Below are 20,036 nucleotides of genomic sequence, written 5' to 3' on the forward strand. Positions count from 1 at the left end.
GTCAGCGGAAAGCTGCAATGGCAGGCCGCATCATGACCGCCCGGCAGAGCCGCGTTGTTGCCGGATCAATTATGCGAAAATGGGAAACAGCGAAAGAACCCTTTTCCATGCCCGGCCTGGGAAACTGCCGGTCCGGCGGCTGCAGCTGCGCAGCTTTTTGCCGTTATCGAGCCCGCTCGCCGCAGCTGGCGGCCGCTGCAGCCGGTCAGCTGCGGCTGAGGGCGTCGCGCAGGCTTTTGGTGCCGCGGTCATCGGCTTTCGGCACGATCCGGTAGGCGGCATTCACGAAGCAGAACAGCGCGAACCCCAGCAGGCCGAGGCAGAGCAGAACCACCAGGGCCTGGCCATAGGCCCTGTCCCGGAGCCAGTCGAAGGCAGTGCCGAGCCCGCCGGCCTGGTGGCTGGAAGCATAGGCGGCGGCACGCAGGATAAGCAGGCCGATAATGCCGATCGACACGCCATGGGCGGCAACACCGGCCCTGAGCGCCATGTTCAGATGCAGCGTGGCCGGGTTGCCCTTGAGGTGATCGCGGTAGCTTTCCTTCCAGGCCTTGTAGAGATAGTAGCCGCCGGCCGCCATGGTGAGCGCCCCGGCGGCGCCGACGGCAATTTGGCCCGCGGGTGCGGCCAGCACGCGGCTTAGCATATCCGGCTGGCCGCCTTCTCCGCCGCCGCCGAGCAGGGCGGCGACCGCCAGCAGCCCGAGGCCCAGGTGCACCAGCCCGGTGGTGATCATTCCGGCCCGGGCCACAAGGCCCTTGAGGCCGTTGCCATAGTCTTCGAGATCCCAGATGCAGTCGACGGCGCGCCAGGCCGCATAGGCGAACATGCCAAGAGCGATCAGCAGAAGCAGGACGGTGCCCCAGCCGCCCCGCAGGCCGTCCATGGCCTCCTGCGTGCCTTCGGCATCGCCGCCGTGCCAGATTGACCACAGCGATATCCCGGCAACCAGCAGGTAGACCAGCCCGCGCCCGGCGTAGCCGGTGCGCATGATGGGCACGGCCCAGGCAAAATCTCCGGGAGAGACGCCGTCCTGGCGCTGGCTGCGGGTATCAGACGGGGAGTTGGGGTCGGGCATACCGGGCCTTTCATGTTTCGCGGGCAGTTCGGGCAGAGGGGAAACGCCTGAGCCGGCGGAAAGTTCCCGGCCAAGGCCGGGCCGGGCGATGCCATCGACGGTGTGCGGAGCAATGGGGCGCGGTGCATTTGCCGGATGAAGGCTGGGTCCTGTAAGCCTGCGCCAGGGGGAAGGGGAACGGCAGCCGCATAGGACACAGCGGACTTGTGCCACAGCCGGCGCAATGTCCCAAGCGACGACAGCAAAGGTCAATCCCCGCAAAACGCATCAGTTCCTGCCCGCAGCACATTCGATGATTCCAGCTTGGTGCAGCCCTGAGGAATGCCAGGCTCCCGGACACTGCCGTTCTCAGCTGCGGCTCCCCGGTGTTCTGAGTGCTTCGTTTTTCAAGTCGGCGTCTCACTGGCCAGTTGAATGAGACAGTTTTTCGACCGCAGGCCACGGGTGCCCTAAAACGCTGTCAACGGCGCCGGCAGCGCGGCAGCCCGTTCCCTGACAAGGAGGAGCAGAGGTATGCAGCCAGCAAAAGACGCCTTGGCGTGGATGTATGAAAAGAGGGTGGCAAGCCGTCGTTTCGAGAACGCCATTGAAAAGGTCTGCATGAAGGGAAAATCGCCTGCCTTCAACATGGCGGACGGTCCGGTCCGTGGGGAAATGCCCTTGTCGGACGGCTAGGAGCCGGTCGCCGTGGGGGGCATCTGAAAGCGGAAGATGTGGTCACGGCCGCACACCGCCCGCACCACCAGGCGATCGCCAAGGACGTGGACCTGAAGAAGATGGCCGCGGAGATATTCGGCAAGGCAACCGGTCTGCCCGGCGGCCGCGGCGGCCGCGGCGGCCATTGCCCGCGAAGGGCGCGATGTGACGATCGTGCCGATTGTCCAGGGCGTGCACCACGGGCTGTTTGACGCGGCTGCTTTCGGCGGTCATCTGCTTGCAGGTTGAGAGATTGCCTTTAGCCTATTGGCGGATGCGGCGCCGCGGATGATGCCTCCGGGGCCAATAAAAAACGGAGTGTCCGCTGCATTGAGGGTAGCCGCCAAGCTTTCTGCCAACTGCAGCTCCTCTGCTCCGATGCCTTCCCTGACTGCGTGAGCGACAGCGTCCGCGTCATAGCCCAGGCTACTTAAGACCCGGATGGCTGTAACTGCAGTAGCCCGCCCCTTTACCTTCATCATGGCGCTGGAGAATTTATAAAAAGCCTCTGTCCCTTCCAGGGATTTCAGTGCCAATGCGGCCTTGGCCGCAAACTCGGAACCGGGGCCGGAAACGGGCATGACTATTATCACATGCTGCAAGTCCGGTGTTTGCGCCTTTGCGGCAGCCACGGATACCTGTGTCTTCCTGCACAAGCTGCAGTTGAAATCCAAGAATTCAACCAGGATTGGCGCCTTTGGATCAAGCCCGGCAAACAGTTCCTTGGCCAGCGCAGCGATCAAATACTGATGTGTATGGCCATTGGCCGCGCTGTCCATAGTCTTAAGGAGGGCCAGCATGTCCGGGATGGCTTCGGGGTTGCGGATGAGAACCTCGCGTACCCTCTGATCGAACTCCGGGGCGGGGGCTGCGGGTTCTGCACGTGCTGAGGAAAGCTGAAGCGCAAGCCCTGCAACAGCGGCCAGGAATGCGGCGCAGCAGGGTTTCCGGACTGCTTTGGCAATCCGCAGCCAGCCCGGCGCAAGCCACTGCGCATTGACTGCAGGGCCGGCGCTCATGAAAAGCCGAAGGGGCTTCGTCCAGCTATCATAATCCAGCTGTCCAGCGCATCGCGCAATGTGGCGCCGTGCGCCGAAAACCCATGCAGGTGGACAGACCACCGGTTTTCGAAGGCGTCTGATTGTTCCCCGCATGCCAGTTTGACTTCGCCGCCCATCGCAACGAACTGGGAGGCCCTGCAAATGCCCCGCAGTTCGGACAAAATGCGCCAGTCGGAAACGCTTTGCTGAGTGCTGGTCCTTATCATTCGGGATTACTCGGATTGTTGCCTGGTGCCACAGGTGCCGTCCCGGCCGGGCTGTCTGCGGAATGAAATGAACCGTTTCACGCGTCTTGGCCCCTTGGCTGGGAAACATCGGCAGAATACACGCGGTATTTGCCGTTTTGATCACCTCTGAGCGGGCCAAGCGGCACAACATTTGCAAAGCCTGAAGACTTTGCAAGCCGCGCAACAACCGGCGGAGACAGAAAGACGAACCGTTCCCCGCCTTGTTCCAGCAGGAACGCGCGCAGCCGCTGCAGAACCATCTGCCCTGCTCCCGCAGCGCCATTTGAGGCAAATCTGGTGAGTTCCCAAACCGCGGGATCGCACGGCGGCTCGGCATCGCACAGATCCGTGGGCAGCCCGGGCAGCATGCCGCGGACCGCATCACGCACCATGTAGGTCATTTCGGATCTGCTGGGATGACGGCCGCCGCGGTCCGTGCGCAGCAGCCTCGCCCCGGCCAAGGCTTCACCCGTGGCAGGATCATATGCGACAATGTAATAGGCGTCCAAGTGATCATATTGGTCCAGATCGCTTTGGCAGGACAGCCACACGCGCCAGTTCATGCCTTCTGCAAACACGCTCTGGCGCAAGGACATAAAGGCATCCAGCACATCCTGATCGGAACTTCGCAGCGCTTTTGGCAGCCGCACGGGCGCGAACTGGACGACCATGGTTTCAATGCTCGTCCGGACTGCAGGCTCTTTCTTGGCGTAATCGCTTTGCAAACAAACATCTCCAGTACACGTGCCGACCTCTGTCGCGCGGAAAATACATCTAAAGGTAGATTTCCGCTTGTCCAGACTTACCCGGTTGCGGCATGGTATTAGCAACTTTGGTCACATGAGATGAGACCTAGGTCGCGGGTAAGGTGACCGTGGTTGCCGGTGGTGAGACCTAAGTTGCAAAGCTTTGAGGGGAGTGAGGAGAGATGCCGAATTCGGTCATAACAACGAATCTGCCCTCGGACGGCGCAAAGAGCACCAAGATTGCCGAGGCGTTTTCGGCCTGCCGATCCGCGATCAACGAAGTGAGCACTTCGGGTTTCACCCTCATGGTGAACTTTTCCATCATGGGCTACGAGCACTTCGAATGCTCGTTCCATGACAAATGGAAGGAACAGTATGACCGGGAAAACTATTTCATTCATGACCCCGTCTTCAACTGGGCGCTGACGAATGAGGGGGGCATACGCTGGTCGGCTGTTGACCTGCCCGACCCTATGAAGATCCTCGAAAAATCACAGCAGTACGGGTTGGTCTATGGTGCTGCATTTGCGGCTTTGACCGGCACAAAGCGGTCTATGGTATATGTTTCCCGGCCGGACAGGGAGCTGACGGATGCCGAGATGCGCAGGCTGGGCATGGCAATCACGGAATTTTTCGACTCGCTGCTGCCGCCGCCGTCTCTGTCCGAAAAAGAGCTGGAGATGCTGCGCCTGCATATCCAGCAGGAGCAATCCTATGATGAGATTGCCGAGCGGTTTTCGCTGTCCCTGTCAGCAGTGAAAACCAGCTTTCTGCGGATGCGGCAAAAGTTCGGCTGCAAGTCCACCGCGCGCCTCGCTTACCTGGCCAAGGAGCGCAACCTGTTTGGGGTGGAGCCGCGCTGAGCCTTTTGGCGGGCCTCTCCGCAAGGGGGCAGGTGCGGTTTTGACAACGCGCCGTGCAGCACACCGGTGGGCAAGGCGGCCACTGCGGCAGGCCGTAAAACTTCTTGCTGAAGGGCTGAGTGTTCAAAAAAACGGCCCGCCGGATGGCGGGCCGCTCTTGTTCCTTGCTGTGCCGTCAGGCTCAGGCCTTGATCAGGCCCATGCTTTCCAGTTTCAGCAGCACCTGGTGGGCGCAGTTGTCGACGTCGACGTTTTCAGTCTCGACCGACAGCTCCGGGTTCTGCGGCACGTCGTAAGGGTCGGAGATGCCGGTGAACTCCTTGATCTTGCCTTCGCGGGCCAGCTTATACAGGCCCTTGCGGTCACGGCGCTCGCATTCCTCGATCGAGGTGGCGACGTGGATTTCCACGAAGGCACCGAACTGTTCCACGTCCTCGCGCACGGCGCGGCGGGTGGTGGCGTAGGGTGCGATCGGGGCGCAAATGGCGATGCCGCCGTTCTTGGTGATCTCGGACGCCACATAGCCGATGCGGCGGATGTTGAGGTCGCGGTGCTCTTTCGAGAAGCCCAGCTCGGAGCTGAGGTTCTTACGCACAATGTCGCCATCGAGCAGGGTCACCGGGCGGCCGCCCATTTCCATCAGCTTGACCATCAGAGCATTCGCAATGGTGGATTTGCCGGAGCCGGAGAAGCCGGTGAAGAACACGGTGAAACCCTGTTCGGCGCGCGGCGGCTTGGTTTTGCGCAGCTCGGCAACCACCTCGGGGAAGGAGAACCACTCGGGGATTTCCAGACCCTCGGCCAGGCGGCGGCGCAGTTCGGTGCCGGAGATGTTCAGAATGGTGACGTTGTCGCGGTCGGCGATCTCGTCGTTCGGTTCGTACTGGGCGCGCTCCTGCACATAGACCATGTGTTTGAAGTCGACCATTTCGATGCCCATTTCGCCCTGGAACTCGCGGAACAGGTCCTGCGCGTCATAGGGGCCGTAGAAATCGTCGCCGGCAGAGTTCTTGCCGGGGCCTGCGTGGTCGCGGCCGACGATGAAATGGGTGCAGCCGTGGTTCTTGCGGATCAGGCCGTGCCAGACCGCCTCGCGCGGGCCGGCCATGCGCATTGCCAGGTTCAACAGCGACATGGAGGTGGTGGCCGCCGGATACTTGTCCAGCACCGCCTCGTAGCAGCGCACGCGGGTGAAGTGGTCGACGTCGCCCGGTTTGGTCATGCCGACAACCGGGTGGATCAGCAGGTTGGCCTGGGCTTCGCGCGCGGCGCGGAAGGTCAGCTCCTGGTGGGCGCGGTGCAGCGGGTTGCGGGTCTGGAAGGCGACAACCTTGTTCCAGCCGACCTTGCGGAAGTAGGCGCGCAGCTCGTTCGGGGTGTCGCGGCGGGCGCGGAAGTCATAGTGGACGGGCTGCTGGATGCCGGTGACGGGGCCGCCCAGGTAGACCTTGCCTGCGGTGTTGTGCAGGTAGTTTACCGCCGGGTGGGCGTCGTCGTCGGCGCCAAAGACCTTCTCAGCCTCTTTTGCTTTGTTCGGCACCCAATTGTCGGTGACGGTCATGGTGGCAAGGATCACGCCTTCCTGGTCGCGCAGGGCAATGTCCTGGCCCGCTTCCAGCTTGGCCGCGAAATCCTCGGAGACGTCCAGGGTGATCGGCATCGGCCACAGGGAGCCGTCGGTCAGGCGCATGTTGTCGACGACGCCGTTATAGTCGGCCTCGGACAGGAAGCCTTTGAGCGGGTTGAAGCCGCCGTTCATCAAGAGTTCCAGGTCGCAGATCTGGCGCGGGGTCAGGTCCCAGCTGACCAGGTCGGCCGCTTCGACTTTCAGTTTCTGGGCGCTTTCGTAAGAGACATAAAGCTCAGGGATGGGAGCCAGATTGCTTTGCATCGGGTTGGTCCTGTGTTTGAGAGGGGGGAGGCCGCTAGCGGAGCCGGTGAGTTCCGCATGCAGCGCGTTGTATTCTGCGAGCTTGCGGGCAAGGAATTGATCGGTGAGCCGCACTTTTTCCGCAGCACCCCGGGTGGTCAGCGTATAGGCGAACCGCTGCCGCTTGTCCGGGCCGGGGCGGGCGCTGACGGTGATCAGGCCAGCCTCTGCCGCCAGCCGCAGCTGGGTGTTCAGCCGCCCCAGCGAAATCCCCAGCGCCGCAGCCGTCACCCGCTGCGAGGCATCCGGCGCCGCGTCGAGCTGGCGCAGGAGGCGGAAGAGCAGGTCTTCCTCGTCCGGGGTGGAAAGGGTTGCGGTTTCAGGCACGGTGTCAGGCAGCTGTCAGCAGGTTAAAGTGTGTTCACGCGTGAACGCATTGCATGGTTCGGCCTGGATGCAAAGGGTGAATTGCAGAGAATTGGCGATTTTTTGCTGCGTTGCAGGGCTGCCACGGATGCGGCGGCGGGGGTGGTTGTCCGCCATTCGCGCGCTGCGCCGGATGGCTGGCGCGGCGCGGGGGCATTGCGGGAAACAACCGTTTTGCGCGGCGGGCCGCGCGCCTAACTTTGTTCTCCGGCCAGGGTCCGCGGCAGCGCTGCCGCATGGGCCACTGGCAGCGCCGCCAGCGGCCTCGAAACGCCGCGCAGCTGGAAGGTTTGCAGCGGCAAATGGGCTGAGTCGTAGCCCGCCGCGTCCAGCACCCGGGCGGAAATCAGCAGTTCGACGCCCAGTTCCTTGGTTTTGGCCTCCAGCCGGCTGGCGGCGTTGACACTGCCGCCGATGATGGTGCGCGGGGCGTGGCCTGCGCTGCCGATCTCGCCCAGCACCAGCTGGCCCAGATGCACACCGATGCCGATGCGGATTTCCGGCTCGCCGTCTTCGGCCAGTTGCGCGTTGAACTCCTGCAGTGCAGCGCCGATGGCTGTGGCGGCCTCCAGCGCGGCTGCGGCGGAGCGGGCCGGATTGGGGGCCTCGAACAGCGCCAGCAGCCCGTCGCCCAGGTATTTGTCGACGGTGCCGCCGCAGGTGGTGACGGCGGGCACGATGGCGTCGAAAAAGCGGTTCAGCAGGAACACCACGTCATAGGGCAACTGGCCGGCGGCGCGGGCGGTGAAGCCGCGGATGTCGAGGAACAGAATGGCCAGCTGCCGCTCTGCGCCCTGGCTGGCATGGGCGCGGCCCTTGCTGCCGTCGGGGCGGAACATGCGGGTAACGGTCAGCGGCGCCTGCGGGCGGATCTGGCAAGCCAGCCGCATGTTGGCAGGCGCCTGGACCCGGGCCAGGCTGCGGGCCTCTGGCGGAGCGGGCGGCGGCAGGGTCTCGCCGCCTTCATCCACCACCACGCGGCAGGTGGTGCAGCGTCCCTTGCCGCCGCAAAGGGAGGTGTGCTGGACGCCGCCCGCGCGCGACATCTCCAGCAGCGTCATGCCGCGCTCGGCGCGGATCTCCGGGCCGAAGGCGTAGCGGATGGTGACCGCCTGGCGGCGGACAAGCTTGCGCAGGAGATAGGCCGCCGCCGTGAGGCCGAGCAGCAGCAAAAAGATGGCGAGCCACAAGCGCTCAGCTTCGAATAATTCGGCAAAGGCCTGCTGGCTGGGCCAGTTGAAGTGCTCCATCAGCGCAGCGCGCTGGCTGCCCTCGACGAACAGGCCGTAGATGCGGCGGCCCTCGGTCAGGAAGCCGGCAAGGGCGAAGCCGGGGATGAACACCGCAAGACCGGCCATCCAGGGGATCAGCGGGCGCCACCAGCGGGTGAGGCGCAGCCAGTAGTGCAGCCCCATGCAGCCGTGGATCCAGACCGCCAGCAGCAACAGGGTTTGCTGCCAGGCCTCGGGCGAGGCCCACATCAGTATGATCTGATAGGGGTACTCGTCATTGACGCCGTAGACTTGGTGCGAATAGCGGGTAAAGACCACATGGGCCAGCAGCTGCAGCGGGATCAGCAGGCCGAGCACGGTTTGCAGCGCCTCGCCCCAGCGCATTTTCAGCGTCCGCCGCCTGGCCAGGTTCCAGAGCGCCAGGCCCGGATGCAGGATCAGCGCCGCATAAAGGATCAGGCTGCCCGGCAGGCTGCGGGTGATGACCTGACGCGCGTCCTGGAACGCATCCATCCATTCCGGCGACAGCAGCCCCAGGCCGATGTTGATGAAGTGAAAGAAGGCATAGGTCAGCAGCACCAGCCCGGTGGTGATCCGGGTGCGGGTGATCCAGTTGCCCTGCCAGAGCGCGCTTGCCACCCCGGTCCTCCTGTTCGCGGTTTCCGGGATGCAGACTGCGGGGCCGCGGGACCGGGGTCAATGGCAGGTTTAGGGTCGGCTCAGCCCTCCAGCCCCCAGCCGTCCGGCGCAAAGCCGTGCGAGAGAGCTGTGCGAGTGGCCAGTTCCTCGCCGATCCAGATGCCGGTGGCAGAGATGATCTGGTCTGGCAGGGTGGCGGCCAGGTAGGCGGGGTCTTCGCCTTCGGCCTCAAAGAACTCGCAGGCAAAGCCCTCACGGCTCAGCTCCTCTGCCAGCGGGCGCCAGTCGGCACCGGTGCGGGCGGGGACGAAGAAATAATCCACGTCCGCCACCTCCGGCAGGCCATGTTCGGCCTGCAGATCGTTGAATGCCGCAACGGTTTCAGCCCGCTGCGCGTCGAAATCGTGCGGCATCCCGGTTACTCCTGCTCAGCCAGGAAGCGCTCGGCGTCGAGCGCGGCCATGCAGCCCATGCCGGCCGAGGTGACCGCCTGGCGGTACTTGTGGTCGGTCAGGTCGCCCGCGGCATAGATGCCGGGGATCGAGGTCTCGGTGGAGCCGGGCTTGACCTTGACATAGCCGCCGTTGTGCAGCTCCAGCACGTCCTTCACCAGTTCGTTGGCCGGCGCGTGGCCGATGGCGACAAAGACGCCCTTGCAGGGGATTTCCTTGACTTCGCCGGTCTGCACGTTCTTGACCACGACGCCCTCAACCCCCAGCGGGTTGTCGGTGCCGACGACCTCTTCCAGAGTGTGGAACCACAGGGTTTCGATCTTTTCGTTCTTGAACAGGCGGTCCTGCAGGATCTTTTCGGCGCGCAGTTCATCGCGGCGGTGGATCAGGGTCACCTTGGAGGCGAAGTTGGTAAGAAACAGCGCCTCCTCGACAGCGGTGTTGCCGCCGCCGATCACCACGATCTCCTGGCCGCGGTAGAAGAAGCCGTCGCAGGTGGCGCAGGCGGAAACGCCGAAGCCCTTGAACTTCTCTTCCGATTCCAGGCCGAGCCATTTGGCGCGGGCGCCGGTCGCCAGGATCACCGCGTCAGCGGTGTAGGTGATGCCGCTGTCGGCCTTGGCCACGAAGGGGCGCACGGAGGTGTCGAGCGAGGTGATGTAGTCGCCGATCACTTCGCAGCCCATCGCCTGGGCGTGCTCCTGCATCTTGATCATCAGGTCGGGGCCCTGCACCTCGGTGAAGCCGGGGTAGTTTTCAACCTCGGTGGTGGTGGTCAGCTGGCCGCCGGGCTCAATCCCCTGGACCAGGATCGGTTCCAGCATGGCACGGGCGGCATAGACCCCCGCGGTATAGCCGGCAGGCCCGGAGCCGATGATCAGAACCTTGGTGTGGCGCGTCTCGCTCATGTGTGTTCCCCACGTAATGCAGCCTGGCGGGCTTGCCGCCGTCAGGCAATGCATATAGCGGCAGGACCCGCGGGCTTAAACCCCCCGGCTGCTGCCCTTGGCGCGGTATGCCGCGGGATGCGGTTTTGCGGCGGCGGGGCGGAGTTGCGGCTTGCGCGCCCGGGCTGCAAAGAATATTGCGCGGCGATGAAACAATATTGCGCGGCCCGGCGGCGGTGCTATAAGAAACGCAAAATTCACAGGAGTCTCCGGCATGGTCACAACCCGTCTTGATCCGATCGATCGCAAGATTCTGTCGGAGCTTCAGGCCGATGGGCGGATGACCAACGTGGAGCTGGCCAAGCGGGTCGGCATTTCCGCACCGCCCTGTCTGCGCCGGGTGCGGGCGCTGGAGGAGGCCGGGCTGATCCACGGCTACCACGCAGATGTGAATTCCCGCGAGCTGGGTTTTGAGGTGCAGGTCTTTGCCATGGTGGGGCTGGAGAGCCAGGCCGAGGCAGAGCTGAGCGCCTTTGAGGAGAAATGCCGCAGCTGGCCGCTGGTGCGCGAGTGCCACATGCTGAACGGCGAGGTGGATTTCATCCTGAAATGCGTGTCGCCGGATCTGAGCACTTTCCAGAGCTTCCTGACCGGCGATCTGCTGACCACCCCGAATGTGGCCAGCGTCAAGACCTCGCTGGTGATCCGCGGCGCCAAGGATGAGCCGGGCGTGCCGTTCGAGGTGCTGGAAGAGCGGCTGGCGCGCGAGGCCTGAGCCGAAGCCGCCGCCGGCAGGCTGTCTGTTCCGGGGGCTGATACCCCGCATCTTGATCCAAGTCATTGACAGGAAGGGGAAACCCGGGATGCTGGAAAGGCGGGGCTTGCCGGTGCAATCGGTTTGAGCCGGTCGTTGTTCCGCCGACTGGAGGTGCGGCGATGGCAATTGTTCAGCAAATTCTTGATGGCAAGGGCAAGACGCTCCACACGCTTCCGCCCGAGGCGATGGTGGTCGATGCCCTGGAGCTGATGGCAGGGCATGACGTTGGCTCGGTGCTGGTGGTGTCCGGCGGGAAGCTGGCCGGCATCTTCACCGAACGGCACTATACCCGCAATGTCTTCCTGGCGGGCAAGACCTCGCCCGCGACACCGCTGGCGGATGTCATGGCCACCGATTTCACCTGTGTCGACCCCGGCCAGAGCGCCGAGGCCTGCATGGCCCTGATGAGCAATAAGCGGGTGCGGCATCTGCCAGTCCTGAAGGACGGGCAGCTGGCCGGGATCGTCTCGATCGGCGACCTGATGAAGGCGATCATCGAAGAGGAGCACTTCAACGCCGACCAGCTGGTGCGCTACGTCCGCGGCATGAACTGAGCAGCAGCGGCCCCCTCGGGGAAGGCCGCCAGAGCTGCATTACAGGATGGCCGGGCCGGGCCGGGTGGCATAATCGGCGCGCGGATGGGCCAGCGGGCCGAAGCCCTGGATGCTGTCGGTATGTGCAAACAGGTTCAAAAACAGCGTCTTGATCGCATAGCTCGCCAGTTTCAGCGCATCCGGCCCCGGGTGGTAGGATTCAAACGGCAGGCCGCCCACGGTGATCACCGCATGGCGCGGCAGGCAGAGGTGGTAGAGGTCGACCGGCGCCGGCGGGGCGGTCTCAAAAATGCTCATGCCGTCCTGGAATTCCGATGCCAGGGTCAGAAGCTTGCTGCTGCCGCTGGCCTGCAGATGCGGCGGCGTGCGCAGCAAGCGCGCGGCAGGGCCGGCCACGAGGCTGGCGGCGGGCCGCTGCAGGCCCAGGCTATCGGCCATGAAACTGGTCAGGACGGAGCTGCGGCTGCGGCTGCTGGTGCGCCCGGGCAGCACGCTGGTGCGGCCGATCCAGACCAGCGGCTGGCTGCCGCCGTCGCGGGTCAGGATCTCGTCGCCGGGCAGCAGGTCTTCGACCGCGATGGGGCCGCTTGCGGTATCCACCAGCGAGCCGCGGGTGAATGCGCAGAACGCATCCTCGAACAGCGGCAGGACCGGGGCGATGTGGCGGGTTTCGGCGATGGCGCCGCCGGGCAGCAGGCAGCTGACCTCATAACGGCGCAGCTGCGGTTTGCTGGCACTGCGCAACGCAGCGGGGTCCTGCAGGACCGCGGTGGCTTCGACGGCATTGGCTGCAGCGCGCTGCAGCGACTGTGGGATGGTCATGACAGCGACCTTTCCTTTCAAACTGCCCGTATGCATCGGCCCCCACCGGCAACACAGACGTGCTTGAACGATATGTATGTGCCCAATTGGCAGAAATTAGTTCAAATTGTCAAAGAATCTGCGGCAAACTGGTTAATGCGGGGCGGGGCGATACAGCATTTGCCGGTCCCGGATCCTTCCGGTTGGATGCCCCTTAGGCGGCTGGCCGGGCTGGCGCGGCTGCGCCAGGGGGGCCGCTTCCGGGGCATCCGTCCCCGGCGTTAACCCAGTTTCCGCATTGCTGCGCCGCTGCGCAACCGGCCCGCACCGCGCCGGGCAACGGCCCAGGGCAGAGGGGTGGATTCGCTCTTGGCGGAGCGGATGATCGCGGCAATGAAACGCTTGTTCGTTTTCATGGTCAGTCTGTCCTTCGCCCGGCAGCGGCACCCGGATCCGGGCGGCTGCTGTTTTATTGGTCTGACCTTTTTATGGGTAATCTTTGCGCCCTGATTAAGGCGTGGCGGGGGCATTTCAGGACTCGCGGCACATGGGTCTGTTACGCGGACAGCGCGTAAGCTGTTTCGGCAGAGTTCTGATTTCACAGGGAAAAATGGAGGAGTCCTGAGGGGTTGACGCCGCGTCACACGGGAATGCGGCGGAATTTTATCAAATCCGCCATAATTGCCTGGATTAACAGAGCAGGGGCAGTCCCTACAGCCGGATGCAGGAGATCAGGCGGCCGTAGTCGGCCTCCTTGGCGTGGGTGGCGCGGCGGTAAGAGAAGAATTTCTCAGGGTCGGAATAGGTGCAGTGGCGGCTCCATTCCGCAGCGCCGATACCGGCCTGGCGCAGCTTGTGCAGGCCGAGGCCGGGCAGGTCGAACAGGTAGCGGCCGCCCTCGCCACTGGCAAAGAAGCGGGCATAGCCGTCGTCCTGCATCATGAAGTCGTCAAAGAACTCCGGGCCGACCTCATAGGCACGCTGGGAAATGGCCGGGCCGATCACCGCGGCGGTGTCTTCGCGCCGCGCGCCGAGGCCTTCCATCGCCTCCAGCGTGGCTTCCAGCACCCCGTCCAGGGTGCCGCGCCAGCCCGCGTGGGCGGCACCGACGACGCCCGCCTCCGGGTCCGCGAACAGTACCGGCTGGCAGTCGGCGGTCAGGATCGACAACGCCAGGCCGGGAACGTTGGTGACCATTGCATCCGCCTGGGGCCGGTCCTGGGACGGTTCCGTCACCACGTGCACATCGGCGCTGTGGACCTGATGCACAGCGCTCAGGTTTTCCGGCGGCACCTCCATTGCGGCGGCCACGCGGTTGCGGTTGATCTGCACCGCCTCGCGCTGATCGGTGGAGCCGAGACCGCAGTTCAGGCCGCGGTAGATGCCGGAGGATGCGCCGCCCCTGCGGGTGAAAAAACCGTGCCGCACCGGGCCAAGCAGATCGGACGTGAGAATTTCAAGCGTCATGGGTTCAATCCTGGCAAAGGGGCGGCCGCCGAAGGATAGAGGCCGAGCACTTTGAACAGGTTTCCCATTTCCTCCGGGTGCGTCAACCGCCGATGTGCGGCGATCAGGGAGTCCAGCGCCTCTCCCTGGAGCGGGGCGGCCAAGGCGCGGGCGCGGTCGGTGATGCCGAGCCGTTCGAGGAACACGCCCTGCGGGGTGAGGCGGGTAAAGGCGCAACCGGCGGTTTTTGCCGCCATGGCCAGTACCTCGAAGTCCACATGCGCCGTCAGGTCAGCCTCGCCCGGGGTCTGCAGCGGACCGGCGGGTTCATGCGCGCGCAAGGCCTGCAGGGTGTCGCCGAGTGCGCGCCAGTCGCCGTAGTCCACGATCAGCGCGGCGCCGCCATGGGCAGCGATTCGGGCGGCGATGGATTGGGTGACGGGCGCCGCGGCTTCGCAGATCTCGACCAGATCGCCGTCCTGCGTGTCCTGCAGCCGGTGGTCCAGCGCGGGCTGCGGTGCGGCGGGGCCGAGGCCGAAGGCAAGCACGCCGTCCTGGAGGCCGATGCGCTTTTCGCTCCAGCCATCTCGCGCGCGGAGGAATTGGCGGATGGGCAGGGCGTCGAAGAATTCATTTGCCACCAGGAGCAGCGGCTGATCGGGCAGGGCGTCCACTGTGTCCAGCCATTGGGGGGCGTAGCTTTTCAGCGTCCTGGACTGGGCTGCACGCAGGGCGGGCGAGGCTTCGACCAGATAGATCTGCATGGCGGCGTGGAAACCGGGCACGCCGCGGGTGGCGCGCAAAAGGTCCGCCATCAGGGTGCCGCGGCCGGGGCCGAGTTCCGCCAAGGTGAAAGGCGCAGGCGACCCTTGGTCGAGCCAGGCCTGCGCCAGGGCGAGGCCGATCAGCTCACCGAACATCTGGCTGATTTCCGGCGCGGTGATGAAATCGCCCTTGGCCCCCAGCGGGTCGCGGGTGGAGTAATAGCCGAACTGCGGGTGCAGCAGGCAGTCCGCCATATAGCCGGCCACCGACATCGGACCATCGGCACGGATGCGGGCAGTGAGGTGGTCCAAAAGGGTCATGCGGTGCTCCGGGCCGCGTGGCGGGCGCGGATCAGGAACCAGAGACCGACGGCGGTCATCGGCAGCGACAGCGCCTGGCCCTGGGTGAGGCCGATGCCGTCGATGTGCCAGGCCAGCCCCAGCGGGTTGCCGGGGGTGACGAACTGCGCATCCGGCTGGCGGAAGAACTCAACAATGAACCGGGCCAGCCCGTAGCCCGCCAGGAACACACCCAAAAGGCGGCCCGGGGTATGGAAGGCCCCCCGGCGCCAGGCGAGGTACAGCAGCAGCGCCCCCAGGATCAGCCCCTCCATCAAGGCCTCGTAAAGCTGCGAGGGATGGCGGGCGCAAAGCTCACCCAGCGCCTGGCCGCAGTCCTGCGCCGCCTGTCCGGGGAAGGCAACGCCCCAGGGCAGGTCTGTCGGGCGGCCCCAAAGCTCTGCGTTGACGAAATTTGCCAGCCGCCCCAGCAGCAGCCCCGGCGGCACGGAGTGGGCAACCAGGTCTGAGATCTGCAGCTTGGGGATGTTGTGGCGGGCGGCGTAGATCAGGGTGGCCAGGACCACGCCGATCAGCCCGCCGTGAAAAGCCATGCCGCCCTGCCAGATCTTCAGGATCTCGCCCGGGTGCGCCAGGTAGTAGGCGGGCTGGTAGAACAGCACGAACCCGAGCCGCCCGCCGAGGATCACGCCGAGGATGATCCAGGTTAGCAGATCCTCCACCTGCTGCGGTTTCATCGGCGGCTGGCCGGCGGGCCACAGCGCGGGGCGGCGCAGGGCGGCCACGGCAAGGCGCCAGGCGATAAGGATGCCGGCGATATAGGCCAGCGCATACCAGCGCAGGGCAAATTCGAAACTGCCAATGGAGATCGAGAAAATCTCGGGCGAGAGGTCGGGGAATTGGATCATGGCCTGCATGTGCGTCTGAATGCCCCTGCTCTTCGGGGGAAGTCAACGGCTTGCAGCCGCGCGCCTGCTTGCCCATATAAGAGACAACCCCGAGACGGAGAAGAACATGCAGACCCGAAACAAGATCCTGGATGATATTTCGCAGCTGATGACAAATGCGATGGGCGTGGCCCAGGGCGCCAAGGATGAGGCGGACACCGCGCTGAAGAGCATGATCGACCGCTGGCTGGCCGACCGCGATTTCGTCACCCGCGAGGAATTCGACGCGGTGCGCGCAATGGCGCAGAAAGCACGCGAAGAGAACGAAGCCCTGAAGGCGCGGCTGGACGCGCTGGAGGCGTCGCAGAAGTAAAGCCGCGCAGGCGGGCGGATGGCCCGCCCTGCGGTGAATGAGAGCCTGCGGCAGGGAGACCTGCGGCGGGCTTTTTTGTGACTTGGCAGGCAGGTCGGGGCGGCGGGTTTGCACTCCGCGCATGGCTGCCCTGCGGGGCTGTGGATAAAAACAGGTCGCTTTCCGTCCGCGGGGTCGAAAATTGTGCAGCGGGCTGCGGGCGGCGCGTTACATGCTGCCTCAGCTTCATCAGAGGATCACAGCATGGTGTCTGTCTATACGGTGCCGGGGGCGTTCAGCGCGCGGGAATGCGCGGAGATTATCCGCAAGGCGGAGGAGGCGCCGGACAGCGAGGCGCTGCTGGTGGGCCAAGCCCGCGATCACAACCTGCGCCGCGCCAGCGTGGTGTGGCTGGACGATGTGCCGGGCACCACCTGGGTGATGGACCGGTTGATTTCCCTTGTGCGCCGCGCCAACAAGGAGCGCTTCGGCTTTGACCTGCGCGAGTTTGCCGAAAGCCCGCAGGTGGCCCGCTACAGGGCCAAGGACGGCGGTCATTTCACCTGGCATTCCGACATCGGCGACGGGCCGGTGGCGGGCAAGCGCAAGCTGAGCCTGATTGTGCAGCTGAGCAAGCCGGGGTCTTATGACGGCGGCGAACTGGAGATCATGCCGGGCGCCCATGTGGTGGCCGCCAGCAGGGGGCAGGGCAGCGCCACGGTGTTCCCCAGCTTCCTGCTGCACCAGGTGACGCCGGTCACCCGCGGTGAGCGCAAGTCACTGACAGTCTGGGCGCACGGGCCGGCCTTCCGCTGAAGCGGCGCGGCAGGCCGGTTGCCAGCTTGCCGCTTAGCAGCTTTGGGCAGGTTTCAATCAGGACGAATGCCCTGAGCGCCATGTCTAGCCACAGACAGTGTTTACAATTTTGAAGTGAAGAAACATAGACGGTGAGGCTATGTGTATTCCGAGATTTTAGCCAGTTGAAGTGAAAAGACGTTTCCCTAAGGTGAGGTGAAAGAATGATGAGACGCCACATTTTGAGTGTTTCGGGTCTAGTGACACTATTGATGTCAGCGTCCGCCGCGAACGCGGACAGTTCTGGTGGTCTGGCCTCCATGATTGGTAATTGTGTTGAGTGGGTTGGAGGAAATGCAAGTAATCCTCCAAGTGAGCAATGGATGATTGGAGAAAAAGAAAGCGCGACCTCTCGTGGTGCAGAGAAAAAATTTCGTCTCGACGTCGGCTATGTTCATCCGTCGATAGCAGTTGAAGTGAGTGCAGATACGATCAAGACCTCAAGAAACGGCGCAGTCATAGACAGGCAATGTCTGATTGCACCTCTGCAGCAATGGAAAATTGATTCCTACGCGAAGCAAAACGAAAAGATCGCGTCCCGTCTGCCGTTGGAGTTCGTGTCGAGAAGGCGGGCTGAGAAGATTGTAAGGGGCTGGGTCAAGGCGGCCTTAAGAAGTAAGACTTTCATTGATGAAACGGAATTTTATAAAAGCTTAAGCGGTGTAGGAAATGCCCCGCTCCATTCAGTGAATACCTGTGGAAAAACACCAGGTGTTTTGGTCCGGTTTTATTCTAAGCCCGGTAACCCCACCTCGGATTGGTCGGTTAGCATTGTGAGACGGGAACCTGTAGAGGGCGGGTGTGAAGGAGCGTGACAACAAGTCCGGCTCATATTCCGTCTGTTGGAACTTGCCACTGTTCACCTCGCGGTTTTTCCGGGGCGCAAAACTACAGCGGGGCAGCTTGCCGCTGTCCCCTAGTTCCGACAGGCTGGTGTGGATCCAGATCGAGATGCCGGGGAATACCCTTGACGTATTCGGGGATACATAAGCGGGAGCGCAGGAAGCCGCGCAGGCGGCTGCGGTATTGGGGCCAGATATCTTCGATGGTCATTCGGGCTGCCTCCGTACCTTAGGTATGGGGGCGGGCGGCGGCGGATTCAACGGTGCTGGCTGCGGGCGGTGCGGTGGCTGCGGAATACGGGCCGGGCAGGCAGTTTCCGCTTTACCGAAGGTGTTCCCCGCTCCATAGTCACGCAGCCGGCATTTAGGGGGCTGTGGATAGTTCATCCACAAGTTATTGCAGATATCCCCAAAATAAAGGTTGCCAGAACATCAATTCAGGCCCACCATATCTAGTATGGGAGCGGGGATGCCTCCCCGTCCCATAGCAGAAAAAACCAGCTACAGGGTACTGCTGTGCCCGGTTAGCTAGGCAATCAGAGAGGTGGCATCATGGCACTATCCGAGCTTCACCTGGAAGAAGACGTCCATCCGATCGACATCGTCGAGACGCTGGCGTCGCACCATGATTGGGATTTCGACAGGGTCGGGGACGATCAGATCGCCATGTCGGTGGAAGGGCAGTGGCGCACCTATTCGCTAACGCTGGCCTGGTCGGGCTATGAGGAATGCCTGCGGCTGGTTTGCAGCTTTGAGATGGAGCCGCCGGAGGCAGAGCTGCCGCGGCTGTATGAGCTGATCAACTGCATGAACGACCAGTGCTGGGAAGGCTCCTTCACCTATTGGGCTGACCACAAGCTGATGCTGTTCCGTTACGGGCTGATGCTGTCCGGCGGCCAGATGGCCAGCCCGCAGCAGATCGACGCGATGCTGAACGCAGCCGTGGCCAATGCGGAACGCTACTATCCGGCGATCCAGCTGGCGGTCTGGGGCAAGCGCAGCCCGCAGGAGGCGATGCAGGTCGCCATTGCAGAGGCCTACGGCCGGGCGTAAACCTGTGCCCTGAACCTGACACCAAGGGGAGGGGCGACATATGGATATGCAGGATATTGCTGCACGCGGCCTGGTGCTGCTGGGCTGCGGCAAGATGGGATCGGCGATGCTGGCCGGATGGCTGGAGGGCGGTTTGCCCGCATCCTCGGTCTGGGTGATTGATCCGAACCCGTCGGACTGGCTGAAGGGCACCGGCGTTCACATCAACGCAGAGCTGCCTGCGGCGCCGGGGATCGTGCTGATCGCCGTGAAGCCGCAGATGATGGGCGAGGCACTGCCCACCCTGCAAAGCTACGGTAACGGCTCCACCCTGTTCATTTCCGTTGCAGCGGGCACCTCAATCGCGACATTCGAAGATGTTCTGGGCGCGCAGTCGCCGATCGTGCGGGCGATGCCGAACACGCCGGCCGCCGTCGGGCGCGGCATTACCGCGATTATCGGCAATGCTCATACCAGTGATGCAGATGTCGACCGCGCCGAGGGGCTGCTGCAAGCCGTGGGGCAGACCGTGCGGCTGCAGAACGAGGGCCAGATGGATGCCGTCACCGGTGTCAGCGGCTCCGGCCCTGCCTATGTGTTCCACCTGATCGAGACGCTGGCCGCCGCGGGCGAGGCGCAGGGGCTGCCGGCGGAACTGGCGATGAAACTGGCCAAGGCAACCGTAGCAGGCGCCGGTGCGCTGGCAGAAGCGGCAGAGGAAAGCCCCAGCCAGCTGCGCGTCAATGTGACCAGCCCCAATGGCACCACCCAGGCAGCGCTTGAGGTGCTGATGGATGAGACGGATGGTTTCCCGGCCTTGTTGAACCGTGCGGTTGCGGCGGCCACCAACCGCTCCAAGGAGCTGTCGCGTGGCTGAGATCAAATTCGATGACTTTATGAAGGTCGACATCCGCGTGGGCGAAGTCGTGCGCGCAGAGCCGTTTCCCGAGGCGCGCAAGCCGGCAATCAAGCTCTGGGTCGATTTCGGGGCTGAAATCGGCGTAAAAAAGAGCTCAGCGCAGATTACGGCGCATTACATGCCGGAAACGCTGGTGGGCAAGCAGGTTCTGGCCGTCGTAAACTTCCCGCCGCGGCAGATCGGCACGTTCATGTCAGAGATCCTGGTTCTGGGCCTGCCGGATGAAAACGGAGAGATATTCCTGGCGGGTCCCGATGGAAAGGTCCCGCTGGGCGGGAGGATGCACTGAA

The 20,036-nt window shown here is 63.8% G+C and carries 24 protein-coding genes; 10 read left to right on the forward strand and 14 right to left on the reverse strand.

Going from position 1 to position 20,036, the window contains the following annotated elements; all coding sequences use genetic code 11:
- Positions 1–205: 205 nt before the first annotated feature.
- The gene (locus AC5STB_RS13170; protein WP_495443267.1) at positions 206–1,078 is read right to left on the reverse strand and encodes a DUF1206 domain-containing protein; all 873 of its coding nucleotides are present in this window, start codon (positions 1,076–1,078) and stop codon (positions 206–208) included.
- Between the two features lie 513 nt (positions 1,079–1,591).
- Here AC5STB_RS13170 and AC5STB_RS13175 point away from each other — a divergent pair.
- Complete coding sequence (locus AC5STB_RS13175; RefSeq protein ID WP_495443268.1) at positions 1,592–1,753, forward strand: hypothetical protein; 162 nt, start codon at positions 1,592–1,594, stop codon at positions 1,751–1,753.
- Here the strand turns inward: AC5STB_RS13175 and AC5STB_RS13180 are convergent.
- From AC5STB_RS13180 to AC5STB_RS13190, 3 genes are all read right to left on the reverse strand, one after another.
- The gene (locus tag AC5STB_RS13180) at positions 1,750–1,920 is read right to left on the reverse strand and encodes a hypothetical protein (protein ID WP_495443269.1); all 171 of its coding nucleotides are present in this window, start codon (positions 1,918–1,920) and stop codon (positions 1,750–1,752) included. The two genes, AC5STB_RS13175 and AC5STB_RS13180, sit on opposite strands and share 4 nt — an antisense overlap.
- An 84-nt stretch (positions 1,921–2,004) precedes the next feature.
- Entirely contained in the window at positions 2,005–2,553 is a 549-nt protein-coding gene (locus tag AC5STB_RS13185) for a thioredoxin domain-containing protein (RefSeq protein ID WP_495443270.1), read from the reverse strand.
- A 565-nt stretch (positions 2,554–3,118) separates the two neighbouring features.
- The gene (locus AC5STB_RS13190; protein WP_495443271.1) at positions 3,119–3,712 is read right to left on the reverse strand and encodes an acyl-homoserine-lactone synthase; all 594 of its coding nucleotides are present in this window, start codon (positions 3,710–3,712) and stop codon (positions 3,119–3,121) included.
- Between the two features lie 278 nt (positions 3,713–3,990).
- On the opposite strand from AC5STB_RS13190, the gene AC5STB_RS13195 reads away from it, so the two are divergent.
- Positions 3,991–4,671: a helix-turn-helix transcriptional regulator gene (locus tag AC5STB_RS13195; RefSeq protein WP_495443272.1), complete on the forward strand. Its 681-nt coding sequence runs from the start codon at positions 3,991–3,993 to the stop codon at positions 4,669–4,671.
- Positions 4,672–4,852: 181 nt separating this feature from the next.
- On the opposite strand, the gene AC5STB_RS13200 is transcribed toward AC5STB_RS13195, so the two are convergent.
- The 4 genes from AC5STB_RS13200 to trxB form a co-directional block, all read right to left on the reverse strand.
- Positions 4,853–6,928, reverse strand: a complete 2,076-nt coding sequence (locus tag AC5STB_RS13200) for a bifunctional sulfate adenylyltransferase/adenylylsulfate kinase (protein ID WP_495443273.1) — start codon at positions 6,926–6,928, stop codon at positions 4,853–4,855.
- 233 nt (positions 6,929–7,161) lie between these two features.
- Positions 7,162–8,838, reverse strand: a complete 1,677-nt coding sequence (locus AC5STB_RS13205) for an adenylate/guanylate cyclase domain-containing protein (RefSeq protein WP_495443274.1) — start codon at positions 8,836–8,838, stop codon at positions 7,162–7,164.
- 80 nt (positions 8,839–8,918) lie between these two features.
- Entirely contained in the window at positions 8,919–9,251 is a 333-nt protein-coding gene (locus AC5STB_RS13210; RefSeq protein ID WP_495443275.1) for a ribonuclease E inhibitor RraB, read from the reverse strand.
- A gap of 5 nt (positions 9,252–9,256) precedes the next feature.
- The gene (gene trxB / locus AC5STB_RS13215; RefSeq protein WP_495443276.1) at positions 9,257–10,198 is read right to left on the reverse strand and encodes a thioredoxin-disulfide reductase; all 942 of its coding nucleotides are present in this window, start codon (positions 10,196–10,198) and stop codon (positions 9,257–9,259) included.
- 253 nt (positions 10,199–10,451) lie between these two features.
- Here trxB and AC5STB_RS13220 point away from each other — a divergent pair, with 253 nt between their 5' ends.
- Both AC5STB_RS13220 and AC5STB_RS13225 read left to right on the forward strand, forming a co-directional pair.
- Positions 10,452–10,952, forward strand: a complete 501-nt coding sequence (locus AC5STB_RS13220) for an Lrp/AsnC family transcriptional regulator (RefSeq protein WP_019296031.1) — start codon at positions 10,452–10,454, stop codon at positions 10,950–10,952.
- A 161-nt stretch (positions 10,953–11,113) separates the two neighbouring features.
- Positions 11,114–11,548: a CBS domain-containing protein gene (locus tag AC5STB_RS13225; protein WP_495443277.1), complete on the forward strand. Its 435-nt coding sequence runs from the start codon at positions 11,114–11,116 to the stop codon at positions 11,546–11,548.
- A gap of 39 nt (positions 11,549–11,587) precedes the next feature.
- Here AC5STB_RS13225 and AC5STB_RS13230 read toward each other — a convergent pair whose 3' ends face one another.
- The 5 genes from AC5STB_RS13230 to lgt all read right to left on the reverse strand — a co-directional run bounded on the left by AC5STB_RS13230 (position 11,588) and on the right by lgt (position 15,776).
- The gene (locus AC5STB_RS13230) at positions 11,588–12,370 is read right to left on the reverse strand and encodes a Hint domain-containing protein (RefSeq protein WP_495443278.1); all 783 of its coding nucleotides are present in this window, start codon (positions 12,368–12,370) and stop codon (positions 11,588–11,590) included.
- A 260-nt stretch (positions 12,371–12,630) separates the two neighbouring features.
- Positions 12,631–12,765 (reverse strand): hypothetical protein, encoded by a 135-nt coding sequence (locus AC5STB_RS13235; protein ID WP_495443279.1) that lies wholly within the window; start codon positions 12,763–12,765, stop codon positions 12,631–12,633.
- A 295-nt stretch (positions 12,766–13,060) separates the two neighbouring features.
- Positions 13,061–13,816: a peptidoglycan editing factor PgeF gene (pgeF, locus tag AC5STB_RS13240; protein ID WP_495443280.1), complete on the reverse strand. Its 756-nt coding sequence runs from the start codon at positions 13,814–13,816 to the stop codon at positions 13,061–13,063.
- Complete coding sequence (locus AC5STB_RS13245) at positions 13,813–14,880, reverse strand: class I SAM-dependent methyltransferase (protein WP_495443281.1); 1,068 nt, start codon at positions 14,878–14,880, stop codon at positions 13,813–13,815. Before AC5STB_RS13245 ends, pgeF begins: the two co-directional genes overlap by 4 nt.
- Positions 14,877–15,776 carry a prolipoprotein diacylglyceryl transferase gene (gene lgt / locus AC5STB_RS13250; RefSeq protein WP_495443282.1) on the reverse strand — a complete coding sequence of 300 codons (900 nt, stop codon included), beginning with the start codon at positions 15,774–15,776 and terminating at the stop codon, positions 14,877–14,879. The genes AC5STB_RS13245 and lgt overlap by 4 nt, the downstream gene beginning before the upstream one ends.
- Before the next feature lie 97 nt (positions 15,777–15,873).
- On the opposite strand from lgt, the gene AC5STB_RS13255 reads away from it, so the two are divergent.
- The 3 genes from AC5STB_RS13255 (at position 15,874) to AC5STB_RS13265 (ending at position 17,768) form a co-directional block, all read left to right on the forward strand.
- Positions 15,874–16,119 (forward strand): accessory factor UbiK family protein, encoded by a 246-nt coding sequence (locus tag AC5STB_RS13255; RefSeq protein ID WP_495443283.1) that lies wholly within the window; start codon positions 15,874–15,876, stop codon positions 16,117–16,119.
- Between the two features lie 243 nt (positions 16,120–16,362).
- Entirely contained in the window at positions 16,363–16,914 is a 552-nt protein-coding gene (locus tag AC5STB_RS13260) for a 2OG-Fe(II) oxygenase (protein ID WP_495443284.1), read from the forward strand.
- 203 nt (positions 16,915–17,117) lie between these two features.
- Positions 17,118–17,768 (forward strand): hypothetical protein, encoded by a 651-nt coding sequence (locus AC5STB_RS13265; protein WP_495443285.1) that lies wholly within the window; start codon positions 17,118–17,120, stop codon positions 17,766–17,768.
- A gap of 73 nt (positions 17,769–17,841) precedes the next feature.
- On the opposite strand, the gene AC5STB_RS13270 is transcribed toward AC5STB_RS13265, so the two are convergent.
- Positions 17,842–18,006, reverse strand: a complete 165-nt coding sequence (locus tag AC5STB_RS13270; protein ID WP_495443286.1) for a hypothetical protein — start codon at positions 18,004–18,006, stop codon at positions 17,842–17,844.
- A gap of 341 nt (positions 18,007–18,347) precedes the next feature.
- Here AC5STB_RS13270 and AC5STB_RS13275 point away from each other — a divergent pair, with 341 nt between their 5' ends.
- Genes AC5STB_RS13275 through AC5STB_RS13285 form a run of 3 tightly spaced genes read left to right on the forward strand, consistent with a single transcriptional unit; the run spans position 18,348 to position 20,035 of the window.
- On the forward strand, positions 18,348–18,848 hold the full coding sequence (locus AC5STB_RS13275; RefSeq protein ID WP_495443287.1) for a type III secretion system chaperone family protein: 501 nt from the start codon (positions 18,348–18,350) through the stop codon (positions 18,846–18,848).
- Between the two features lie 40 nt (positions 18,849–18,888).
- Positions 18,889–19,704, forward strand: coding sequence for a pyrroline-5-carboxylate reductase (gene proC, locus AC5STB_RS13280; protein ID WP_495443288.1), 816 nt, complete (start codon positions 18,889–18,891; stop codon positions 19,702–19,704).
- Entirely contained in the window at positions 19,697–20,035 is a 339-nt protein-coding gene (locus tag AC5STB_RS13285) for a tRNA-binding protein (protein WP_495443289.1), read from the forward strand. Before proC ends, AC5STB_RS13285 begins: the two co-directional genes overlap by 8 nt.
- Position 20,036 lies beyond the last annotated feature (1 nt).

Source organism: Leisingera sp. CC-HEC093 (assembly GCF_059429195.1).